Annotated in this window: 15 protein-coding genes; 10 read left to right on the top strand and 5 right to left on the bottom strand. The window is 35.7% G+C overall.

Translation table 11 applies throughout. The features are described 5' to 3' along the window. Together ACQWU4_RS03945 and ACQWU4_RS03940 are read left to right on the top strand one after the other, a co-directional pair. Complete coding sequence (locus ACQWU4_RS03945) at positions 1-615, top strand: deoxynucleoside kinase (protein WP_429934459.1); 615 nt, start codon at positions 1-3, stop codon at positions 613-615. Positions 616-700: 85 nt separating this feature from the next. Then, entirely contained in the window at positions 701-1,051 is a 351-nt protein-coding gene (locus ACQWU4_RS03940; RefSeq protein WP_429934458.1) for an ArsC/Spx/MgsR family protein, read from the top strand. 39 nt (positions 1,052-1,090) lie between these two features. Here the strand turns inward: ACQWU4_RS03940 and ACQWU4_RS03935 are convergent, their stop codons facing one another. Together ACQWU4_RS03935 and ACQWU4_RS03930 are read right to left on the bottom strand one after the other, a co-directional pair. Then, positions 1,091-1,396, bottom strand: a complete 306-nt coding sequence (locus ACQWU4_RS03935) for a DUF493 family protein (protein ID WP_429934457.1) — start codon at positions 1,394-1,396, stop codon at positions 1,091-1,093. A 41-nt stretch (positions 1,397-1,437) separates the two neighbouring features. Continuing rightward, the gene (locus ACQWU4_RS03930) at positions 1,438-2,109 is read right to left on the bottom strand and encodes a DUF4197 family protein (protein ID WP_429934456.1); all 672 of its coding nucleotides are present in this window, start codon (positions 2,107-2,109) and stop codon (positions 1,438-1,440) included. Between the two features lie 349 nt (positions 2,110-2,458). Between ACQWU4_RS03930 and ACQWU4_RS03925 the strand changes: the two genes are divergently transcribed. From ACQWU4_RS03925 to ACQWU4_RS03895, 7 genes are all read left to right on the top strand, one after another. After that, a complete protein-coding gene (locus tag ACQWU4_RS03925) occupies positions 2,459-5,281 on the top strand; it encodes a SusC/RagA family TonB-linked outer membrane protein (RefSeq protein WP_429934455.1) in 2,823 nt (940 codons plus the stop codon). Positions 5,282-5,292: 11 nt separating this feature from the next. Next, positions 5,293-6,711 (top strand): RagB/SusD family nutrient uptake outer membrane protein, encoded by a 1,419-nt coding sequence (locus ACQWU4_RS03920; protein ID WP_429934454.1) that lies wholly within the window; start codon positions 5,293-5,295, stop codon positions 6,709-6,711. A gap of 74 nt (positions 6,712-6,785) precedes the next feature. Continuing rightward, positions 6,786-8,177: a glucoamylase family protein gene (locus ACQWU4_RS03915; protein ID WP_429934453.1), complete on the top strand. Its 1,392-nt coding sequence runs from the start codon at positions 6,786-6,788 to the stop codon at positions 8,175-8,177. 95 nt (positions 8,178-8,272) lie between these two features. Continuing rightward, positions 8,273-8,980, top strand: coding sequence for a prolyl oligopeptidase family serine peptidase (locus tag ACQWU4_RS03910; RefSeq protein WP_429934452.1), 708 nt, complete (start codon positions 8,273-8,275; stop codon positions 8,978-8,980). Positions 8,981-9,118: 138 nt separating this feature from the next. Then, the gene (gene bglX / locus ACQWU4_RS03905; RefSeq protein ID WP_429934451.1) at positions 9,119-11,446 is read left to right on the top strand and encodes a beta-glucosidase BglX; all 2,328 of its coding nucleotides are present in this window, start codon (positions 9,119-9,121) and stop codon (positions 11,444-11,446) included. Between the two features lie 94 nt (positions 11,447-11,540). Beyond that, a complete protein-coding gene (locus tag ACQWU4_RS03900) occupies positions 11,541-11,927 on the top strand; it encodes a hypothetical protein (RefSeq protein WP_429934450.1) in 387 nt (128 codons plus the stop codon). 173 nt (positions 11,928-12,100) lie between these two features. Further along, entirely contained in the window at positions 12,101-12,514 is a 414-nt protein-coding gene (locus ACQWU4_RS03895; protein WP_429934449.1) for a hypothetical protein, read from the top strand. Between the two features lie 112 nt (positions 12,515-12,626). Here ACQWU4_RS03895 and ACQWU4_RS03890 read toward each other — a convergent pair whose 3' ends face one another. From ACQWU4_RS03890 to ACQWU4_RS03880, 3 genes are all read right to left on the bottom strand, one after another. Beyond that, positions 12,627-15,677, bottom strand: coding sequence for a DUF7619 domain-containing protein (locus ACQWU4_RS03890; RefSeq protein WP_429934448.1), 3,051 nt, complete (start codon positions 15,675-15,677; stop codon positions 12,627-12,629). 90 nt (positions 15,678-15,767) lie between these two features. Next, complete coding sequence (locus ACQWU4_RS03885) at positions 15,768-16,529, bottom strand: LytR/AlgR family response regulator transcription factor (RefSeq protein WP_429934447.1); 762 nt, start codon at positions 16,527-16,529, stop codon at positions 15,768-15,770. Positions 16,530-16,534: 5 nt separating this feature from the next. Beyond that, positions 16,535-18,391: a tetratricopeptide repeat protein gene (locus ACQWU4_RS03880; protein ID WP_429934446.1), complete on the bottom strand. Its 1,857-nt coding sequence runs from the start codon at positions 18,389-18,391 to the stop codon at positions 16,535-16,537. A 321-nt stretch (positions 18,392-18,712) separates the two neighbouring features. Between ACQWU4_RS03880 and ACQWU4_RS03875 the strand changes: the two genes are divergently transcribed. Then, positions 18,713-18,853 carry a bacteriocin-like protein gene (locus tag ACQWU4_RS03875; protein WP_429934445.1) on the top strand — a complete coding sequence of 47 codons (141 nt, stop codon included), beginning with the start codon at positions 18,713-18,715 and terminating at the stop codon, positions 18,851-18,853. The last annotated feature ends 107 nt before the right edge of the window (positions 18,854-18,960 follow it).

The following is an 18,960-nucleotide window of genomic DNA, read 5'->3' as shown; positions in this document are numbered from 1 at the left end:
ATGCATATTGCAGTTACAGGAAATATTGGAGCCGGAAAAACCACTTTGACCACGATGCTTGCGAAGCATTACGGATGGGATGCACAGTTTGAAGATGTAGATCATAACCCTTATCTTGAAGATTTTTATGCAGATATGAGCAAGTGGAGCTTTGCACTTCAGATCTATTTTTTAGGAAGCAGATTCCGTCAGGTGAAAGAGATCAGGGAAAGCGGCAAAAATATTATCCAGGACCGTACGATCTATGAAGATGCCCATATTTTTGCAGAAAACCTGAATGATATGAAACTTCTTTCGGACAGGGATTTTAATAATTATGTATCTGTTTTCGGACTGATGAAATCTTTTGTTTCTGCACCGGATCTGTTAATTTACTTAAAATCTGATGTTCCTAATCTTGTGAAGAAAATTTATAAAAGAGGAAGGGAATATGAAGCATCAATCAGCATTGAATATCTTTCTAAACTGAACCAGAAATATGAGAAATGGATCTCCAATTATACAGAAGGAAGGCTTCTGGTAATTGAAGTTGATGATCTGGACTTTGTAGAAAAACCAGAGGATTTTGGATTTATTCTTGAAAAGATCGAAGCAGAACTGAACGGTTTGTTTTAACAAATTTTTATCAGAATTTAAGACAGCTTTCAATTCATTTCTTCCTAAATTTGATGGAAGGAGTTTAATTTTAAATGATTACATTATGATGGTTAAGGTTTTACATAACGGAAACTGCTCTAAATCGAATGCTGTACTTGAGTATCTTGATGAAAACGGTGTTCCTTTCGAGATCATCAACATTGTGGATGATCCGCTGAGCGTTCTGGAGATCAAAACAGTACTGAAAAAGCTGAATCAGAGCGTATTTCATATGATCCGCAAAACAGACAAGCTGTACACGGAAAATTATGCCGATAAAAATTATTCTGAAGAAGAATGGATCAGGATCCTGTCTGAAAATCCTTCCCTGATACAGAGACCTATCCTGATCAAAGGGTCTGTTGCCATGCTGGGAAGACCTATTGAAAATGTGAAATTCTTTATTGAAAAATAATACAAATAAAAAAGTCAGCAAACGCTGACTTTTTCTTTTTTACAACAGAATAACGCCTTCTATTTTGGCGACTTCCTTATAAATATTCACTACCTGATCTGAATCCAGAACGAATGCATTGATATTGCATGCAGTGTATTTTCCGTTTTTGCTTTCGCGGTTTCCCAATGTAAATTTAATACCATCAAAAACCTTGTAAATTTCAGTAAGTTTTGCCTGGTCTGTGGGAATGATAAATTTAAATAAATAATCCTCAGGAAAGTCGTGGTGACCTTCCAGTTTTTCCTTCAGAGAAGTATAAAATTCCTCTGGGCTTGCGTGTTGATTTCCTTGTAATATATCCATCTGCCGTTGTTAAATTATATATAAATATAGCGAAAAAAAATCTATTTTCCAAGAGGCCCAAGCAGTGACTTTGAATTCTGATGCTCGTAATCCTCGATGATATTGAACAGTCCGTTTACCAGTTGTTCAGAGGCCAGTTTACTCAATCCTCCGGCATTCACATTACTGTTGCTTCCTCCGAGAAGACTTCCAAGAAGATTACTTCCTGAAAGAGCTGTATTGATCGTTTTTGCAATTCCGTATTCGTTAAGCTTTTCATCCACTTTTGGAGCGATTGCTGCAACAAGCTGCTGGGAAGTCTTTTCCTTTAAGATCTGTGTTGCTGTAGTACCCTGGATGATTCTTGTGACATCCTGTGCGTTTAAACTGTTGACTGCGCCCTGTAAAATAGGTTTTGAAGTATTGACAGTATAAGCCGCTGCCTGAGCGATAAAATCTCTTTCCTTAGCTACGAGAGAGGGTGCAATTTTTTCAAGCGTAGAGTTGATATCTCTAAGTTCCTTCGGCAGGGCTTTATCTACCATATTATTTTGAAGGAAAGCTTCCTTATTGCTGTAGATTCCCATTCCTTTATCTATACCATTCAGTAAAACTCTTTTAATGATGGATAAACCAAGGTCAGAAGTAGCCATTGTTGTGCAGGATTGGACGCTGGTAAAAATTAATGTTCCGGTTCCAATTAATAATGTTGCTGCTATAATGTATTTTTTCATTGTTCTTTTTTCTTATTTTTTCAAATATTGCGCCAAAGGTAAACACTATAACTATATTAACAAAATATTAAATTCTTAGTACCTGTTTGGTGAATATTTTGTCAAAAATAAAGATTTTTCAATTGGATATTTTATTGTAAATTTATATTTATAATGTAATTTAATTACCTAAATTTAAATTATTGAGTTTTTTATTTAATATTTGTTTATTTTTTTTTAATTTTTAAGATATATTAACAATGTTCGATTTTTTTTCTATTTTTGACTAATGTCTTTTTTTGAGAATTTAAATAACTCCACTAATGAGGACATTGTTAAAATTAAGATTGTACGAATAAAATTGAACTATATGAAACAACGTGATTTAAAGTATTCATGTCTCATTGCAGTTTTGTACTTCGGTATGAACGTCAATGCACAGACTACTCCAAAAGATACTCTCAAAGAGCAGAAGATTGAGGAAGTAGTTTTGATAGGATATGGATCTCAGAAAAAAGAGAATGTGACCGGAAGTATCGGAACCATTTCAGCAAAAGACCTTGCAGATAAGCCTAATGCCAATCCAATAAGCTCAATACAAGGTAAACTATCTGGAGTTCAAATTTTGAATTCCGGAGCTCCTGGTAGCTCTCCTAGAGTAGATATCAGAGGAGTTGGATCTCTTACCGGAAAAACAGTTTTTATTGTTGATGGGATGATCACTGATGATATTTCATTTTTGAATCCACAGGATATTGAATCCATGAGTGTACTTAAAGATCCTTCAAGTTTAGCTATTTTTGGAGCCAGAGCTTCTAACGGAGCTGTAATTATCAAAACTAAAATGGGTAGAGGAAAGAAACCCGTTTTTAATTTTAATTCATATCTGGGCTTTAAAAAAGTTACCAATGTTCCGGAAATGGCTAACTCCGATCAGTACATAGAGCTATATAATGAAAAGCTGAGAAATGAAAATGTAACTGATCCGACAAAATTCCTAAGCAGATCGAATTTCCCTGCTGACACAAATTGGTTTAAAGAGATTTTCAGAACAAGTATTATTAATTCAAATGATTTTTCAGTTTCCGGTAACTTAGGGAAACTTAATTACTATGGAAGTATTGGAAATCTGCAGGATGAAGGTAATTTAGCTGCAGGAAGAGGAATTAATTCAGGAAGTGGTTTCAACAGATTAAATACAAAACTGAATTTAACTTATAAAATCACTGATAACATAACAATCGGAAATAATTTTTCATTTTCGAAAATGCGAACTGATGCAGCTCAGAATCCATTGCTAGATGCATACACTGCTCCTCCTATATTTTCAACGATGAACCCTGCAACAGGAAATTATCAGTTTTTCAACGGATATTCTATTCCGAACCCAAGAGCCAAACTGGATCTATTCCGTTCGCAGACCAGACAGGAAAGACTATTGAATAATATTTGGGGAGAATATAAATTCCTGAAAGATTTTACCTTGAGAGTTAGTTATACTTCGGATAATATTAATACAACGAAGTATGAATATACGCCGACTCTTACCTATGTTCCAGTTTCAGATCAAAAGCCTACAAAACTCATTACGAGAAATTCCAGAGATAGAAATTATGTTTGGGACAATACTTTAACATGGAAGAAAAGTTTTGGAAGCCATAATTTTGAAGTGTTGGCAGGTTTTTCCAGAACGAGAAACTCTTATTCAGAGATTTATTCCGAAGCGCAAAATGTACCTTATGACGGAACAAATGAATCTTTGAGTATAAGCAATGGAAACAATATTCTGATTTATACCAATGATAGACCTGATTTAAATCTTAATCAGGATCAGTATCGTATCGAATCATTCTTTGGAAGATTGAATTATGATTACAAAGGAAGATATCTTTTGAATGCTTCAATCCGTAGAGATGGTACTTCCCAGATTTCTACAGATGACAGATACAAATTCTTCCCTGCTGTAAGTGTAGGTTGGGTAGTTTCCAAAGAAGATTTTATGAGTGAGCAGAATCTGTTTAATCTCTTAAAATTGAGAGCAAGTTATGGTAAATTAGGAAACCCTAACGTAACAAGGAAATATACATTGAATGTTTCAAGTATTGCAGGTGGAGCATATTATGGAAATACAGGATATCCTGCACAAACTATTGATGAAATAATAGACCCAACTATTGGATGGGAAACTACATCCGGTGGAGATTTAGGTTTGGAAATGGCTTTACTTAATAATAAATTAAAAGTAGATGCTACCTATTTTAACAAGGATTCCAAAGATGTTGTATATGGAATTTTCCAGGGAACAGTTTCAGGAGCAAGTAACTGGCGTAATTATGTAACCAATGCTTACTCTTTCAATAATAAAGGATTTGAAGTTTCTGTAAATTATAACACTAAAATCAATGAAAATATTGGTATTGGAGTATATGGTAACTATACAGGACTGAAAAATAAAATTACTTCAGTATATGGAGGTTCATATCTGGAAACAGGTGTAAGTTTATTTGGTAACTCTATTGTCAGACTTCAGGAAGGTCAGGCGGTTGGTTCATACTATGGATATCAGGTTGCCGGAATTTTCCAGAGTCAGGCAGAAGTTAATGCTTCACCAACACAGAACCAGGCGCGTCCGGGAGCATTTAAATTTGCAGATTTGGATGGAAATGGGATTATTGACACAAGAGATAAAACATTCCTGGGAAGTCCTATTCCTAAAGGAACTTATGGATTTGGTGTGAATATGAATATCTATGATTTCGATTTTGCTATTGATTTCCAGGGAGTATTTGGTAATAAAATCTATAATTACAACCGTGAACAGCGTTTCGGAAATGAAAACTGGGATTTAGATTTCTATAACAACAGATGGACAGGTGCAGGTACATCGAATTCTTATTCAATGGTTACTAATGACCAGGCTATTATTTTGCCGAACAGTTTCTATGTAGAAAACGGAAGTTATATTAGAATTAGAAATGTTCAGATTGGATACAACTTACCAAAAGCCTTTACAAATTCTATGTCTATCACTAAACTAAGGCTATATATAAGTGCACAGAACCCTTGGACAAGCTTTAAATATCATGGTTTCTCACCTGAAATTATGAATACGGACAGAGTGCAAATGGGAGTTGATCAAAATATCTATCCTATCTCGGCGATCTATACATTCGGTATGAATTTAACATTTTAATTAGAAGAGTTATGAAAAAAATATTTTTATCAATCGCGTTAGTTTCTCTTTTAGCTAGCTGCAAAGATGATTTTTTAGATATAAAGGAAGAGGGTGAAATCGAAGCATCTACCTTCTTTACAACACAACAGGATGCAATGAATGGAACCAATGCTATTTACAGCTTTTTGAGAAGTTGGGAAAACTCAGCATTTCCTTATCAGTTTGTGTTTGGGGTACCGGCAGATGACGTTGTAAAAGGTTCAAATCCTGGAGATGCATCATTTATCAATGAGTATGATAATTTTACATACACCGTTAGTAATGACGGAGTAAGAGGATATTGGATTGGACAATGGCAGGCGGTTAACAGAGCTAATCAGGTAATTTCTAAGGTACCTGCTATTGAAATGGATGCAGATTTGAAAAACAGATTAGTTGCTGAGGCTAAAATGCTAAGAGCATATTTCTATTTTAATTTGGTAAGAATTTATGGTGGAGTTCCAATATTTGATGGTCTTCAAACCAATTATAATATTCCGAGAAATTCTGCAGATGAAGTGTATAATTTCATTATTTCAGATCTTACAAGTGCTGCTGCTGTTCTTCCGCAAAGCTATGGCGCTGCAGATTTAGGAAGAGTAACAAAAGGAGCTGCATTAGGACTGCTTTCAAAGGTTTATCTTTATAAAAGAGATTGGCAGAAAGCTTATGATACCTCTAATCAGGTGATTGCGATGGGATATGCTTTAGATCCGGATTTTAACCATTTGTTCAGACCGGCTGGAGAATTTGGATCAGAATCTGTTTTTGAAGTTAATTGTCAATGTTCCGCTCAGTTTGGTGGTAGTCAGTATGCTGAAGTTCAAGGTGTTAGAAATCAGTTTGGTTGGGGATTCTTTACTCCTTCTCAGGCATTGGAAAACGCATTTGAACCTGGAGATATAAGAAAAGAATTGACCATTCTGAGAAATGGAGAGACAACTCCGGAAGGAGACCTTATTGCAATGGGAGATCCTCAGTCTGTTACTACCTACAACCAAAAAGTGTATGTACCGACGTCACTTAATAATAATGCATGTGGTTATGGATCAATCCAGAATATTAGAATCTTAAGATTTGCTGAAATATTGCTAATTAATGCTGAGGCAGCAAATGAACTGGGGAATACTGCTACAGCTATTACAAATCTTAACAAGGTTAGAACCAGAGCAACATTACCGGGTACTACAGCTTCAACGCAGGCTGCTCTTAGAACAGCAATCTGGAATGAACGTAGGGTAGAGCTGGCTTTAGAAGGTGATCGTTTTGTAGATTTAGTAAGAACAGGGCAGGCCGCAACAGTGTTAGCTCCTTATGGATTCAAAGCTGGAAAGAATGAATTATTTCCGATTCCTTTGGATGCTATGGATCAAAGTAACGGGCTGTTTACCCAAAACCCAGGATATTAAATATAAACCATAAAACTTTAGAGGAGAATGAAAGTTCTCCTCTTCTTTTAGTAGAACCAGGTAAAAAAGATTTCATGAAAAGGACCGTATTATCAATTGCCATAACATCTTTATTCTTTGCATACTCCTGCAAAAACTCACAGCCATCTAAACAGGAAACTGTTCAGAAAGAGACTGTAAAAAGTAACATCACGGATGAACAGCTCATGGACAGAGTTCAGAAAGATGCTTTAAAATACTTCTGGGATTATGCTGAACCCAATTCAATGCTCGGAAGAGAACGTTACCATGAAGACAATATCTATCCCGATAAAGATAAGCATGTTGTAACAACCGGAGGTTCCGGGTTTGGACTTGCAACCCTTCTGGTAGGGGTGGAAAGAGGTTTCATTCCGAGAAAAGAAGTTGTAAAAAGACTGACTCATATGATGGACTTTCTTGCTAAAGCAGATCGTCATAAAGGTGCCTGGTCACACTGGATCAATGGAGAAACAGGAAAAACTGTTCCTTTCGGCAAAAAAGATAATGGGGGAGACCTTGTTGAGACTGCATTCCTTACTTCAGGAATTTTAATGGTTCGTGAGTATTTTAAAAACGGAAATGCCGAAGAAAAAGCTCTTGCCTCAAAATGTGATGAGCTTTGGAAAGGAATTCAATGGAACTGGTATACAAAAGGAGGTGAAAAAGTTCTTTACTGGCACTGGTCACCGGAATATCAATGGGAAATGAATTTTCCGCTTGAAGGCTATAATGAATGCCTGATTACCTATATCTTAGCCGCTTCTTCACCTACACATGCTATTGATGCAGAAACCTATTATAAAGGCTGGACAAGAAACGGAACCTACTTAACAGACAAAACAAAATACGGACTTCCTCTGTATGTAAAACACAATTATGCCGAAGAATACGGTGGGCCGCTCTTCTGGTCACAATACTCCTATATCGGTCTGGATCCTACCGGACTTTCTGATAAACTGGTGAAAAACTATTTTGATTTAAATAAAAATCAAGTCCTTATCGACTATAAATACTGCGTGGAAAACCCAAAACAATGGAAAGGTTACGGCCCGAACTATTGGGGGCTTACAGCAGGTTACACAAGAAATGAAGATGGTAGCGTAGGTTACACTGCTCACATGCCTACTAATGATAACAGCGTAATTACACCTACTGCTGCATTGAGCAGTTTTCCTTACACTCCAAAAGAATCTATGAATTTTCTGAGATTCCTTTACACACAAAAACCTGAATTCATTGGATCGGCAGGGCCTTACGATGCTACTTCGGTTAATTATAACAATTGGTTTACTCCAAGGTATTTAGCCATAGATCAGGGAACGATAGCTCCAATGATTGAAAATTACAGAACAGGATTTCTTTGGAAATTATTTATGAATGCATCTGAAATTCAACAGGGACTCAAAAAACTAAGTTTCCATTCTGAGAAATACGGAATTAAGTAATCTGATTTTTTAATATTATTTTTATTCAATGAAATAGATTTTAATCTGTTAAATAATAATACATCAAAGGCTTTAGCCTTATCAAAATAATAATTATGAAATTAAAACTTAAACATCTTCCATTTTTACTCCTTACATTCTCACTGCAGCTGAACGCACAGGAAATCAAAGGAGAATTAAACAAAGAAATTAAAAGGACGGAGAAAATGTCCTACATTCTGGATTATCCTCAAAAGGCAAAAGGAAATGTGCCTCTGATCGTGTTTCTTCACGGTTCAGGAGAGAGAGGAAACAATCTTGAAATGGTTAAAGCCCACAGTCCTTTCACTTATAAAAACCTGATCAAGGAACCTGTAGCTATTTTGGCTCCGCAGTGTCCCGCAGATTCATGGTGGGATACCATCACGATCTATAATCTGATCAGAGAGATTCAGGAAAAGTACAAGATTGATGCCTCCAGAATTTATCTCACGGGGCTTTCAATGGGAGGATGGGGGACATTGAAACTGGCGATGGAGCATCCTGAAATGTTTGCAGCAGTAGCTCCGGTTTGTGCTCCTACAGACATTATCATGTATGCAAATATCGAACAATACAAAAATCTGAATATGAAAATTTTTCATGGAGGAATGGATGATATAGTACCTCCGGAAAATGCACTTAATTTTTATCAGAAATTACATCCCGTAAACCCATCCGCAGAATTGGTTCTTTTCCCGAATGATAATCATAATTCATGGGATTCAACCTATTCTGACCCTAAGTTTTATGAGTGGATGTTAGGTAAGAAATCGAAAAATTAAGTGGATTTGGTCTTTATAGCATTGAATCGACCGGATCATGATGTCCTCGTTGATAAAGATATGTTTTTGGAAAAATAAATCTATATTCTCAAAATGAGAAAATAAATAATACATTTGTAAAATAAAGAGTATAACTATATGAAGAAGATTATAATCATAGCAACTTTAGCGCTTTCACCCATATTTTCTGCACAGGAAATGGTAAACAAGCCGGTTCAGTCTTATCAGACAGCTCAGTATCAGGCAAAGAAAAAAGCTTTTGTAGAAAATCTTTTGTCTAAGATGACCTTAGATGAAAAGATTGGCCAGCTTAACCTTCCGACTTCCGGAGATTTTACAACCGGACAGGCTCAAAGTTCAGACATTGGTAAAAAAGTAGAGCAGGGATTAGTAGGAGGACTATTCAATATAAAAGGAGCCGAAAAAATCAAAGCCGTTCAGAAAGTGGCCATCGAAAAAAGCCGTCTTAAAATTCCTTTGATTTTCGGAATGGACGTTATTCACGGCTACGAAACTACTTTCCCTATTCCATTGGGACTTGCCGCTTCATGGGATATGAACTTGGTACAGCAGTCTGCAAGGATAGCGGCAAAAGAAGCTTCATCAGACGGTATCAACTGGACCTTCTCGCCAATGGTGGATATTTCCCGTGAACCGAGATGGGGAAGAGTTTCCGAAGGTTCCGGAGAAGATCCTTATTTAGGCAGTGAAGTTTCTAAAAATATGGTCTATGGTTATCAGGGAAAAGACCTTTCCGTTGGTAATACTATTTTAGCATGTGTAAAACATTTTGCTCTGTATGGTGCAGGTGAGGCCGGCCGTGATTACAATACGGTAGACATGAGCCACGTGAGAATGTTCAACGAATATTTTCCTCCTTACAAAGCCGCAGTAGATGCCGGAGTAGCTTCTGTAATGGCTTCTTTCAACGAAGTGGATGGAGTTCCGGCAACCGGAAATAAGTGGCTTCAGACCGATGTACTGAGAAAAATGTGGAATTTCAAAGGTTTCGTGGTAACCGATTATACCGGGATCAATGAGATGATAGAGCACGGGATGGGAGATATTCAGCAGGTATCTGCTTTAGCCCTGAAAGCCGGAGTGGATATGGATATGGTAGGAGAAGGTTTTTTAACTACTCTTAAAAAATCTCTGAACGAAGGCAAAGTTACCCAGGCTGAGATCGATATGGCTGCAAGAAGAATCCTTGAAGCAAAATATGACCTTGGATTATTCGATGATCCTTACCGTTATGGCGATGCAAAGCTGGCTGCCAAAGAAGTTTACAGTATGGAAAACCGTAATGTAGCAAGAAGTGTGGCAGCACAATCTATGGTTTTATTAAAAAATGAAAATCAGATATTACCATTGAAAAAATCCGGTACAGTTGCTGTGATCGGACCATTGGTTAATAATTCTCTGAATATGGCCGGAACATGGAGTGTTGCTACAAAACATGCCGCTTCAGTTTCATTGATGCAGGGACTTGAAGCTAATTACGGAAAAGAAGTAAAATTTCTTTCTGCAAAAGGAGCAAATATAGACTATGATGCCAAATTAGAAGATATTTATGCAGCTCATGGTAAGAAAACAGACAGAGACAGCCGTTCCAAAGAAGAATTATTGAAAGAAGCTGTTGATGTAGCCAACAAAGCAGACGTTATCGTTCTGGCAATCGGAGAATCTGCAGAAATGAGCGGAGAATCCTCTTCAAGAACAGAAATTACGATTCCTCAGTCTCAGGTTGATTTATTAAATGAATTGAAAAAGACAGGAAAACCAATCGCAATGGTACTTTATACAGGACGTCCTTTAGCTTTAACCAATGTAAAAGACACACCTGATGCTATTTTGAATGCATGGTTTGCCGGTTCAGAAGCAGGAAATGCTATTTCAGATGTCTTATTCGGAAAAGTAAATCCTTCAGGAAAGCTTCCGATGACTTTCCCAAGAAGTTTAGGACAGGTGCCGATTTATTATAATGCCAAAAATACAGGCCGTCCGTTAAGCCAGGATAAAGTGGATAAATGTGTTTATGAAAGATTCCGTTCAAATTATATGGATGAGTGTAATACGCCATTGTATCCGTTCGGTTATGGTCTGAGTTATTCCAAATTCACTTATTCCGATCTGTCTGTTTCAAATGCCAATCCAAAAGGAAATCAGACGGTTCAGGCTTCGGTAACAGTTACCAATTCCGGAAGCTATGACGGAGCAGAAGTGGTACAGCTTTATATCAGAGATATGGTGGGAAGTATTACCAGACCGGTAAAAGAACTGAAAGGATTCCAGAAAGTATTCCTGAAAAAAGGAGAATCTAAAAAGGTAACTTTCGATATTACTCCGGAAAGCCTGAAATTCTACAATGGAGAACTGAAATTTGACTGGGAACCGGGTGATTTTGATATCATGGTGGGAACCAATTCTAATGATGTGAAACATTCAAAAATTACTTGGACAAAATAACAATAAACAATAGATAAAGCCATTCTTTGAGTGGCTTTTTCCTTTTCTTTGGCATGATTTTTCGTGACACAATGGTAGCTTTAATATAATAATTATGAAAAAAACGATTTTACTTAGCACAATGTTCATAGGATCTTTTATGTTTGCACAGACAGTAGGAGGAGATAGAGATGCACATGGATGCATAGGTTCGGCAGGGTATACCTACTCTCAGATCAAAAAAGATTGTGTAAGGGTTTTTGAGCAGAAAATTAAACTGACGGAGGTTGCTCCTAAAGGAAGCTCCACTTCAATGGCTGCCGTGATTTTCAGTAAGGATATGAAAAAAGCTGAAGTTTTTATCCCGGATACTGACGGAGAAAGCCTGATTCTTACAAGAATGGGAAAAGGCAGGATCTGGAAAAAAGACGGTTACGTACTGGTACCTTTCAAAAAAGATGAATATCAGCTTAAAAAAGATAATGTAGTAATTTACGAATAACCCTACATTTAATAAATACAATTGGGACTGTCTCTTAGGCAGTCTCTTTGTTTTTAATAACGTTGTTAGCTCTAAAAAAGAGACTTTAAAATATATATATGTATAAGTCATTCAAAACGAATGGCTTTTTTGTATCTTAGATAAAAATAACTAAAACCATTAATATTTTAAATATGAGAAAAACTATTTTATTGGGCACAATGCTTCTTGGTTTTTTAGCCTTTGCTCAACAAAAATCTCCTGTTAAGGGAGGTGATAAAGATGTTCATGGCTGTATAGGGTCTGCAGGGTACACTTATTCACAAATTAAGAATGATTGTGTGAGGGTTTTCGAACAGAAAATCAAATTAAAGGAAGTGAACTCAGATAAAAGTTACACTTCAATGACGGCTGTTATTTTCAGTAAAGACATGAAAAGAGCTGAAATTTTTATCCCGGACGGAAATGCAAAAAGCATTATCCTTAACAAGGACGGAAAAAGCAAAAAGTGGAAAAGCGGAAGCTATATTAAAGAAGTTTATGTTTTAACTCCTTACAAAAAAACTGGTTACCAGATTAAAAAAGATGATGTTGTAATCTATCAATAAAGTAAAAGCCACCCGTAAGAGTGGCTTTTGTTATTTCCGTAGAATTGTATATTCTTTGGACATAACAGTTTTAAAAATACCCTTCAGAAGTACTGAAAAGGTATTTTCATATCTAATTTTTAATTACTTTCTTGAGTAGTGTACCTTTATCGGTAATTACCTTAAAATAGTACATTCCCTGATTACTGCTGTGAATACTTACTTTGGTATTCTGGGAGTTGATTCCTATCTGTTTCTGAATAATTCTTCCCTGAGCGTCATACACTTCAACCGACTGAATTTGGGTACCGGCATCTATATTCACATCTCCTTTGGTAGGATTTGGATATAATTTTACAGATTCGTCTTTTGTTACTTCGGCAGATTTCAGAGTGCTTTCAATATTGGTTGCTGCTTCATTGGTAACAATCGGGAAATTATAATCAAAATAGATGTTCGCTTTATTGATTACCTGATCTCCAGGAGCCAGTGTATTTTTTGATTTTATTTTCATCAGAATATTTCCATGGCCTCCGCTTCCTAAATTGGCAAGCTTCATGATAAATTCAACTTTGTTGTCTTTTAATCTTGTATAAGCCAGATGAGAAGCATTTTGTAACTGCAGTGTAGAAATATCAAAATCTGCAGGATTTATGTCCATTTCAACAACAATATTAGTTGCACTGGCAGTGCCTGTGTTTTCAAAATTAACGATATAATGCAGGTTACTTCCAATCATAGCTGAAGGAATTGTGTTTCCTTCAATACACACAATATCATTAGGATCAAAAGAGTTGACAACGGTCTGCTTGTAAGTAAACATGTTATCCTGAGGGTTAATATCACCCGGAAGAGGATTTACATTGGCAGAGAAAATCAGCTGATCTCCTGAATTAACAGGATTGGTAGAGTGGGTAGGAGGATTGATCGTAAATATAATTTCTGAGGCCGTATTGGCATAAGGCTTTAGATTGCTGAAATTAAAAGTGATCTGGTTTCCTGAGATTGCAGATGGTAACGAAGAAGAAACAAAATTCATTTTTGATGCATCAAATGTAAGAACTGCACTTCCGGAAATGGTAGTGTTTCCTTTATTTCTCCACATCACTTTATAGGTTGCATTGAATCCCGGTACAGCATCAGTGACAGGAGCAATTACCACTTCAAGGTCGTTGGCGTTTCCGTTTTTCACAACACAGATATCCTGAGTGAAAATATGGTTGTTATTATCAGCGAAGCTTGTAGTAAAAGAAGCCGGCGTTACGGTAAAAAGAGAAGGGTTTTCCGGTTCTGCGGTTACTGTAAAGCTTCCGGCCTGAGTATAAAAATCATATTTCCCGTTATTCTTTACAAAAGTTTCTCCGGTGTTGGTACCATCACTTATTTTAAGTTTCATATGCTCGAAAATTTCATCACTGGTATCGCAACCGTTGTTATTCTCATCAAAACGTACCAAGCCTGTAATGGTATTATAGTTTCCACCTGGAACAAAAGAGCAGTAGGTATTGATATTACAGTTGGTAATCCCATTAGAAATCAGCATACTTTGAACTGTAGTAATCTCATCGTCATCACAGCAGAGGTACTGAAGGTTTGGAGAATTTAATATATCAACTCCGCCTGCATGCCCATTCTTAATAAATACCTTTTCTAGACTATTTACACTGTCTATTATTAATTGATTCAGACTGATACAGTTATTAGTATTTACTGTTTTTAAATACCCGGCATTACTGCTTGGAGGAAAATACATCGAATCGTTCCAAAGCCACAGCTCCTGCAGTTTTTGATGATTGCTTACATCCAGGTCTACAATTTTATTGTTTACTATGTTTAAATACTCCAGATTCGGATAATTACTAATATTAAAAGCAGTCAGATCATTACGTAAAATGTTTAATGATTTTAAAGCAGGTAAAGGAGTGTCAAATACAGTCAGTAAATTATCTTTACAGTCCAATATTTGTAAGTTGGTACATCCCTGTACATTTAAGTTTGATATCTGATGATAAAAACAATGCAGCTCCTGTAAGCTGGTAATTCCCTGTACATTTAGAGAAGACAAAGGACCGTTGTTGCTCCCCGGCATACTAAAAGCAGGAACGTAGCCTATTTCAAGATACTTCAGATTCTGTAAATTATTGTTTGATAAATCCAGAGCTGATCCTTGATATCGTAATGCTTTAATTTTATTTAGCTGAGTACAATTATTTACGGAAAGACCTGTTAAGTTTCTTACATCAATTGTTTCTAAATTCACACAATCATTAAATGATAATGATCCTCCGCCTCCATTTACAGAAATAAAATTGACAAGTCCCGGACAGTTATTTGAAATAATATTAGCTTCCACACTTCCTGTTTGAGATACATTATAGCTGGTTAAACTCGGACAGTTGCTGGAATTGATATTTACTACAGTTGAATTAGGGCTGGGAGTAATATAGTTTGAATCCAGTGTTATACTTTGTAATAAAGCACAATTGGATACATTTACGTCCAGACTGGTATGTATAAGCTTTAAGTTTAATAAATTACTATGACCACTTAAATTCAATGTAAAACCTAATGTTTGGTTACCATATCCGTTCAATTCTAAACTTTTTAGCTGAGACATTCCTTCAATGTCATTCAATGCATTCTGAGAGATAGAAAAATAGTCCCCTGCAATCAAATTTTCTACTAATGGCAGGCCACTAAGAGAGTTTATCTCAATTCCTTTGATGTTTATATTTTTTAGCAAAGGGCAATTATTGACATTTGCAGTTCCAGGGTCATAATTATTAAAGTTGATTGCCAATGTTTCCAAAGTATTTAAATTATTAATCATGAGTGGAACGCTTGGCGTATTAAATGAGCTTATACTCAGATTTTTAACATTAATGAAGGACAGAATTCCTTCATAGTCCTGAATAGGATTATTTCCTGTAAAGTTAGGATCGTTAGGATCATCATTATAGAAGCTTAAAGTTCCCACCAGAGTAGCTTCATTCTGCTGTATTTCACCATCACCATTAGCATCTATAGCAATATTGTTTCCCATAATGTCTTGAGCTATAGTATTAGCCGGAGAAGAAGACAAAAGAAGGGCTTTAAAATTCGTATCGGGAATATTTATAATCTGTGCCTTACAGAATAAGGACAGAAAGAAAACCGGGATGAGAAATAATAATCTTGTTTTCATAAATAGTGTTTAAATAATTTTTGTCAAATTTATTTTTTATTGTTTTTTTTAACTAGAGTGAGTGAGAATTTTGAGCATTCTATTTAGAATTTACAGCTTACTGATCAGTTCCTGTAATTTTTCCTTCTTTCTTTGTGATACGGGAAGCTTCGAGCCGTCTGACATAATGACGAAGCCACCATCTTTTTTGATGTAGGATTTCAGTTCATTTAAATTAATAAGATGAGACTGATGAATACGTTCAAAGCCATGTTCACCTAAAAGTTCCTCGTATTCCTTTAATGTTTTGGAGATAATGACTGTTTTGTGATTTTTAATGTAGAACTCCGTATAATTATCTTCGCTTTCACAACGGATGATATCTTTTATTTCAAACAGATGAATCCCTTCCGAAGTGGAAAGCGCAATCTTTTTAAAACTCTCCGTTTTCCTGCTGATATTATCCAGAAGCAGTTCTATATGCTTATGTGTATTGCTTCTGTGCTGTATTTCTTTAATCTTTATGATAACATTTTTCAGTTCATCGGGATCCACCGGCTTTAATAAAAAATCCAGAGCACTGAACCTGAAAGCCTTTATAGCAAACTTTTCATGGGCCGTAATAAAAATAACATGAGCAGAAATCTGTCCCTGTCTTTCGTTGAGCTGCTCCAAAATATCAAAACCGGTCCCGTCATTCATCAATATATCCAGAAAAACAATTTCAGGCTTCTTATTTTCGATCAGTTCGATACCGGATTTTACACTTTCTGCTTCTCCTAAAAGAACAATTTCCGGAGCGTAAAGCTTCAGCATTTCCTTCATGCCTTCCCGTAAGTTGGCATCATCATCTATAATAACAGCATTAATCATAATTATTAGTCTTTTATATATTCTAAAGGCAGTTCCAACACTACCTTTGTTCCTTCGGTTCTATTATTTTCCCCTTTTATTTCTGTTACCGTCAGGTTCACTTTTTTCTTTTCAAGTTCTTCAAGCGTTTCCAGTCTTTTTTGTGAAATTTCCATAGCCATGGATTTATGTACATTTACAAGGTTCTCTTTCAGTTTTTTAGAAGTTTCTATTCCTATTCCGTTGTCTGTAATTTCACAGATTAATGATTCCTCAGTCTGGCTGAATTTTACCTGAATCATACCTTTTCCCTCTTTGGGAACCACTCCATGAATCACCGAATTTTCTATATAAGGCTGGAGCAGGAGAGAAGGAAGTGCTGTATCGTCTTCTATTAAAGGATCTTTGGTGATTTTAAAATCAAACTTCTGATTAAATCTCAGCTGTTCAAGCTCCAGATAATTTTTTAAAGATTCAATTTCCTTATCAATAGTAATGAGTGATTCCTTAGAAAAGTCCAGTGTCAGACGCATAAGTTTGGAAAACTTTGCCAGGTATTTTATAGCCTCTTCCTTATCATTCTGCATAATAAATGAAGAAATGGCCGCCAGACAGTTGAAAACGAAATGAGGATTCATCTGAAGGTGCAGAGCCTTATGCTGAAACTCCGTCAGTTGTTTTTGAAGCAGGATTGTTTTTTCCCTCTCTTTATTTCTGAAAAAGAAATATACTCCAACTAGAATAATAATCAGAAGTAAAAGACCGAAGTACCATTTTATTTTCTCACGGTTTGTTTGTTCTTTTTGCTCGATCTGTTGCTTTTCAGATTCAAAATTTAGCTCTGTCCTGATGCGTTCCTTTGCATTTTCAATTTTTAGGAGCTTTTTATTTTCCGAACTGTAGTTTTTTAAATGAATAAGAGCCTGTTCCTTATTTCCCTTTTTATCAAAAATTTGAGAAAGTAGTTCCTCACTTTTTACAGTAGTTTCAGGCAAATCCAGCTCTTTGGAAATGGTAAGGCTTTTGTTGGCAAATTCCAGTGATTCGTCAGGTTTATTTTCACTATAATAAATTTTGCCTAAAAATAAATAGGTGTTGGATAAGCCAAATCTGTCTTCAGTACTTTTAAAAGCCTGCTCTGCTTTCAGCAAATACTCTTTGGCTGTTTCAAATTGCTTTTTAGCCATATAATATTGGGCAATATTATTATACAGCTCTCCCTGCTCACGGGAATTGGGATTGTTCTGAAATGCATCAAGACCTTCATCAAAAAATATTTTGGCCTTTTGAAGCAGATTTTTATCCAAATAGATTAAACCGATATTCGAACACGAAACTCCCAGTGAGGCTGCTTTTATCTTCTTTTGTAAAGTATAGGACTTCAGAAAATATTGTAAAGCTTTATCCTTGTCATCAATTGAATGATAAATAACCCCGATATTATTATAAATTTTGGATAGCTGGACTTCATTGTGACTGCTTTCATACAGTTTCATGGCTTTGAAATCATTATGTAAAGCCTGGGAATAATTATTCTGCTCCGAATATATAATTCCCTTACTGCCAAAAGTTTTAGCCAGTATTTCCTGTATATTCTGGTCAGCCTGATTCAGTTTTGATACTTTTTGCTCTGTTTGATCAAAATATTTGAGCGCCTGGTCATAATTTCCCAGAATAATACTTGAAGTTCCCAGATTTTGCAGGGCCAAAACCTCTTCTTTTATATTATTTGCCTTTTTTGCAGATTGCAGTGCTTCGTTGGCAAACTTTTGCATGGCATCCGGATCCGAAGTTTTATAGGAATCAGATATCCCATTTAAAATCCCTGCTCTTTTTGAAAGATCACTTGTCTTATTTAATACAATAACTAATGAATCCTGCACATTTTTTTGTGCTGAAAAAAAAGTAATGATAGAAAAAAAGAAAAAAAGAGAATAATTTTTTTTCATCAGTTGTGTTTCGGTGCAAATTTAAATGAATCTGAAAAAATAGGAAAACACAAATGAGGAAACTCAATTTTTGAACGAGAATTTGCGATACTATTGCAAGATTTTGGTTTACTTCAAAAAAGGTTAATATTTTTTGAAATAATTAATCAATAAGCATTAAAATTATGTTTTTGATTAAAAAAATGTATATTGGTACAATCAAATCATAGCAGAATCCGAAAAGCTTATAGAGTAGGAAAAATTAGAAAATACTATATGAAAAATCTAAAAAAACTTTCAAAACAGGAATTGAAAACAGTTCAGGGAGGTATTCCAATGTGTTTGGCAGGATATTTCTGGTGCTCATTCGTGAAAAAATGTATTCCTGTAGGAGCAGAATGCGGTCTTGCTGCATAACTGTCTTTACTTTAAAAACAAATAGCAAAGCCGTTCGGAAGAACGGCTTTGTTTATACTGTTGGAATAAGGATTCAGGATCAATTTTTTAGTTTAAATCAAAATTTA

The sequence above is a fragment of the Chryseobacterium sp. MIQD13 genome (assembly GCF_050496705.1).
Classification (GTDB): domain Bacteria; phylum Bacteroidota; class Bacteroidia; order Flavobacteriales; family Weeksellaceae; genus Chryseobacterium.
This window is presented reverse-complemented; position numbering and strand designations above follow the sequence as displayed.

What these genes read in the sequence shown, in the direction of transcription:
- ACQWU4_RS03945 (WP_429934459.1), top strand. Translation starts at nt 1, where the DNA reads ATGCATATTGCAGTTACAGGAAATATTGGAGCCGGAAAAACCACTTTG.
- ACQWU4_RS03940 (WP_429934458.1), top strand. Translation starts at nt 701, where the DNA reads ATGATGGTTAAGGTTTTACATAACGGAAACTGCTCTAAATCGAATGCT.
- ACQWU4_RS03935 (WP_429934457.1), bottom strand. Translation starts at nt 1,396, where the DNA reads ATGGATATATTACAAGGAAATCAACACGCAAGCCCAGAGGAATTTTAT.
- ACQWU4_RS03930 (WP_429934456.1), bottom strand. Translation starts at nt 2,109, where the DNA reads ATGAAAAAATACATTATAGCAGCAACATTATTAATTGGAACCGGAACA.
- ACQWU4_RS03925 (WP_429934455.1), top strand. Translation starts at nt 2,459, where the DNA reads ATGAAACAACGTGATTTAAAGTATTCATGTCTCATTGCAGTTTTGTAC.
- ACQWU4_RS03920 (WP_429934454.1), top strand. Translation starts at nt 5,293, where the DNA reads ATGAAAAAAATATTTTTATCAATCGCGTTAGTTTCTCTTTTAGCTAGC.
- ACQWU4_RS03915 (WP_429934453.1), top strand. Translation starts at nt 6,786, where the DNA reads ATGAAAAGGACCGTATTATCAATTGCCATAACATCTTTATTCTTTGCA.
- ACQWU4_RS03910 (WP_429934452.1), top strand. Translation starts at nt 8,273, where the DNA reads ATGAAATTAAAACTTAAACATCTTCCATTTTTACTCCTTACATTCTCA.
- bglX (WP_429934451.1), top strand. Translation starts at nt 9,119, where the DNA reads ATGAAGAAGATTATAATCATAGCAACTTTAGCGCTTTCACCCATATTT.
- ACQWU4_RS03900 (WP_429934450.1), top strand. Translation starts at nt 11,541, where the DNA reads ATGAAAAAAACGATTTTACTTAGCACAATGTTCATAGGATCTTTTATG.
- ACQWU4_RS03895 (WP_429934449.1), top strand. Translation starts at nt 12,101, where the DNA reads ATGAGAAAAACTATTTTATTGGGCACAATGCTTCTTGGTTTTTTAGCC.
- ACQWU4_RS03890 (WP_429934448.1), bottom strand. Translation starts at nt 15,677, where the DNA reads ATGAAAACAAGATTATTATTTCTCATCCCGGTTTTCTTTCTGTCCTTA.
- ACQWU4_RS03885 (WP_429934447.1), bottom strand. Translation starts at nt 16,529, where the DNA reads ATGATTAATGCTGTTATTATAGATGATGATGCCAACTTACGGGAAGGC.
- ACQWU4_RS03875 (WP_429934445.1), top strand. Translation starts at nt 18,713, where the DNA reads ATGAAAAATCTAAAAAAACTTTCAAAACAGGAATTGAAAACAGTTCAG.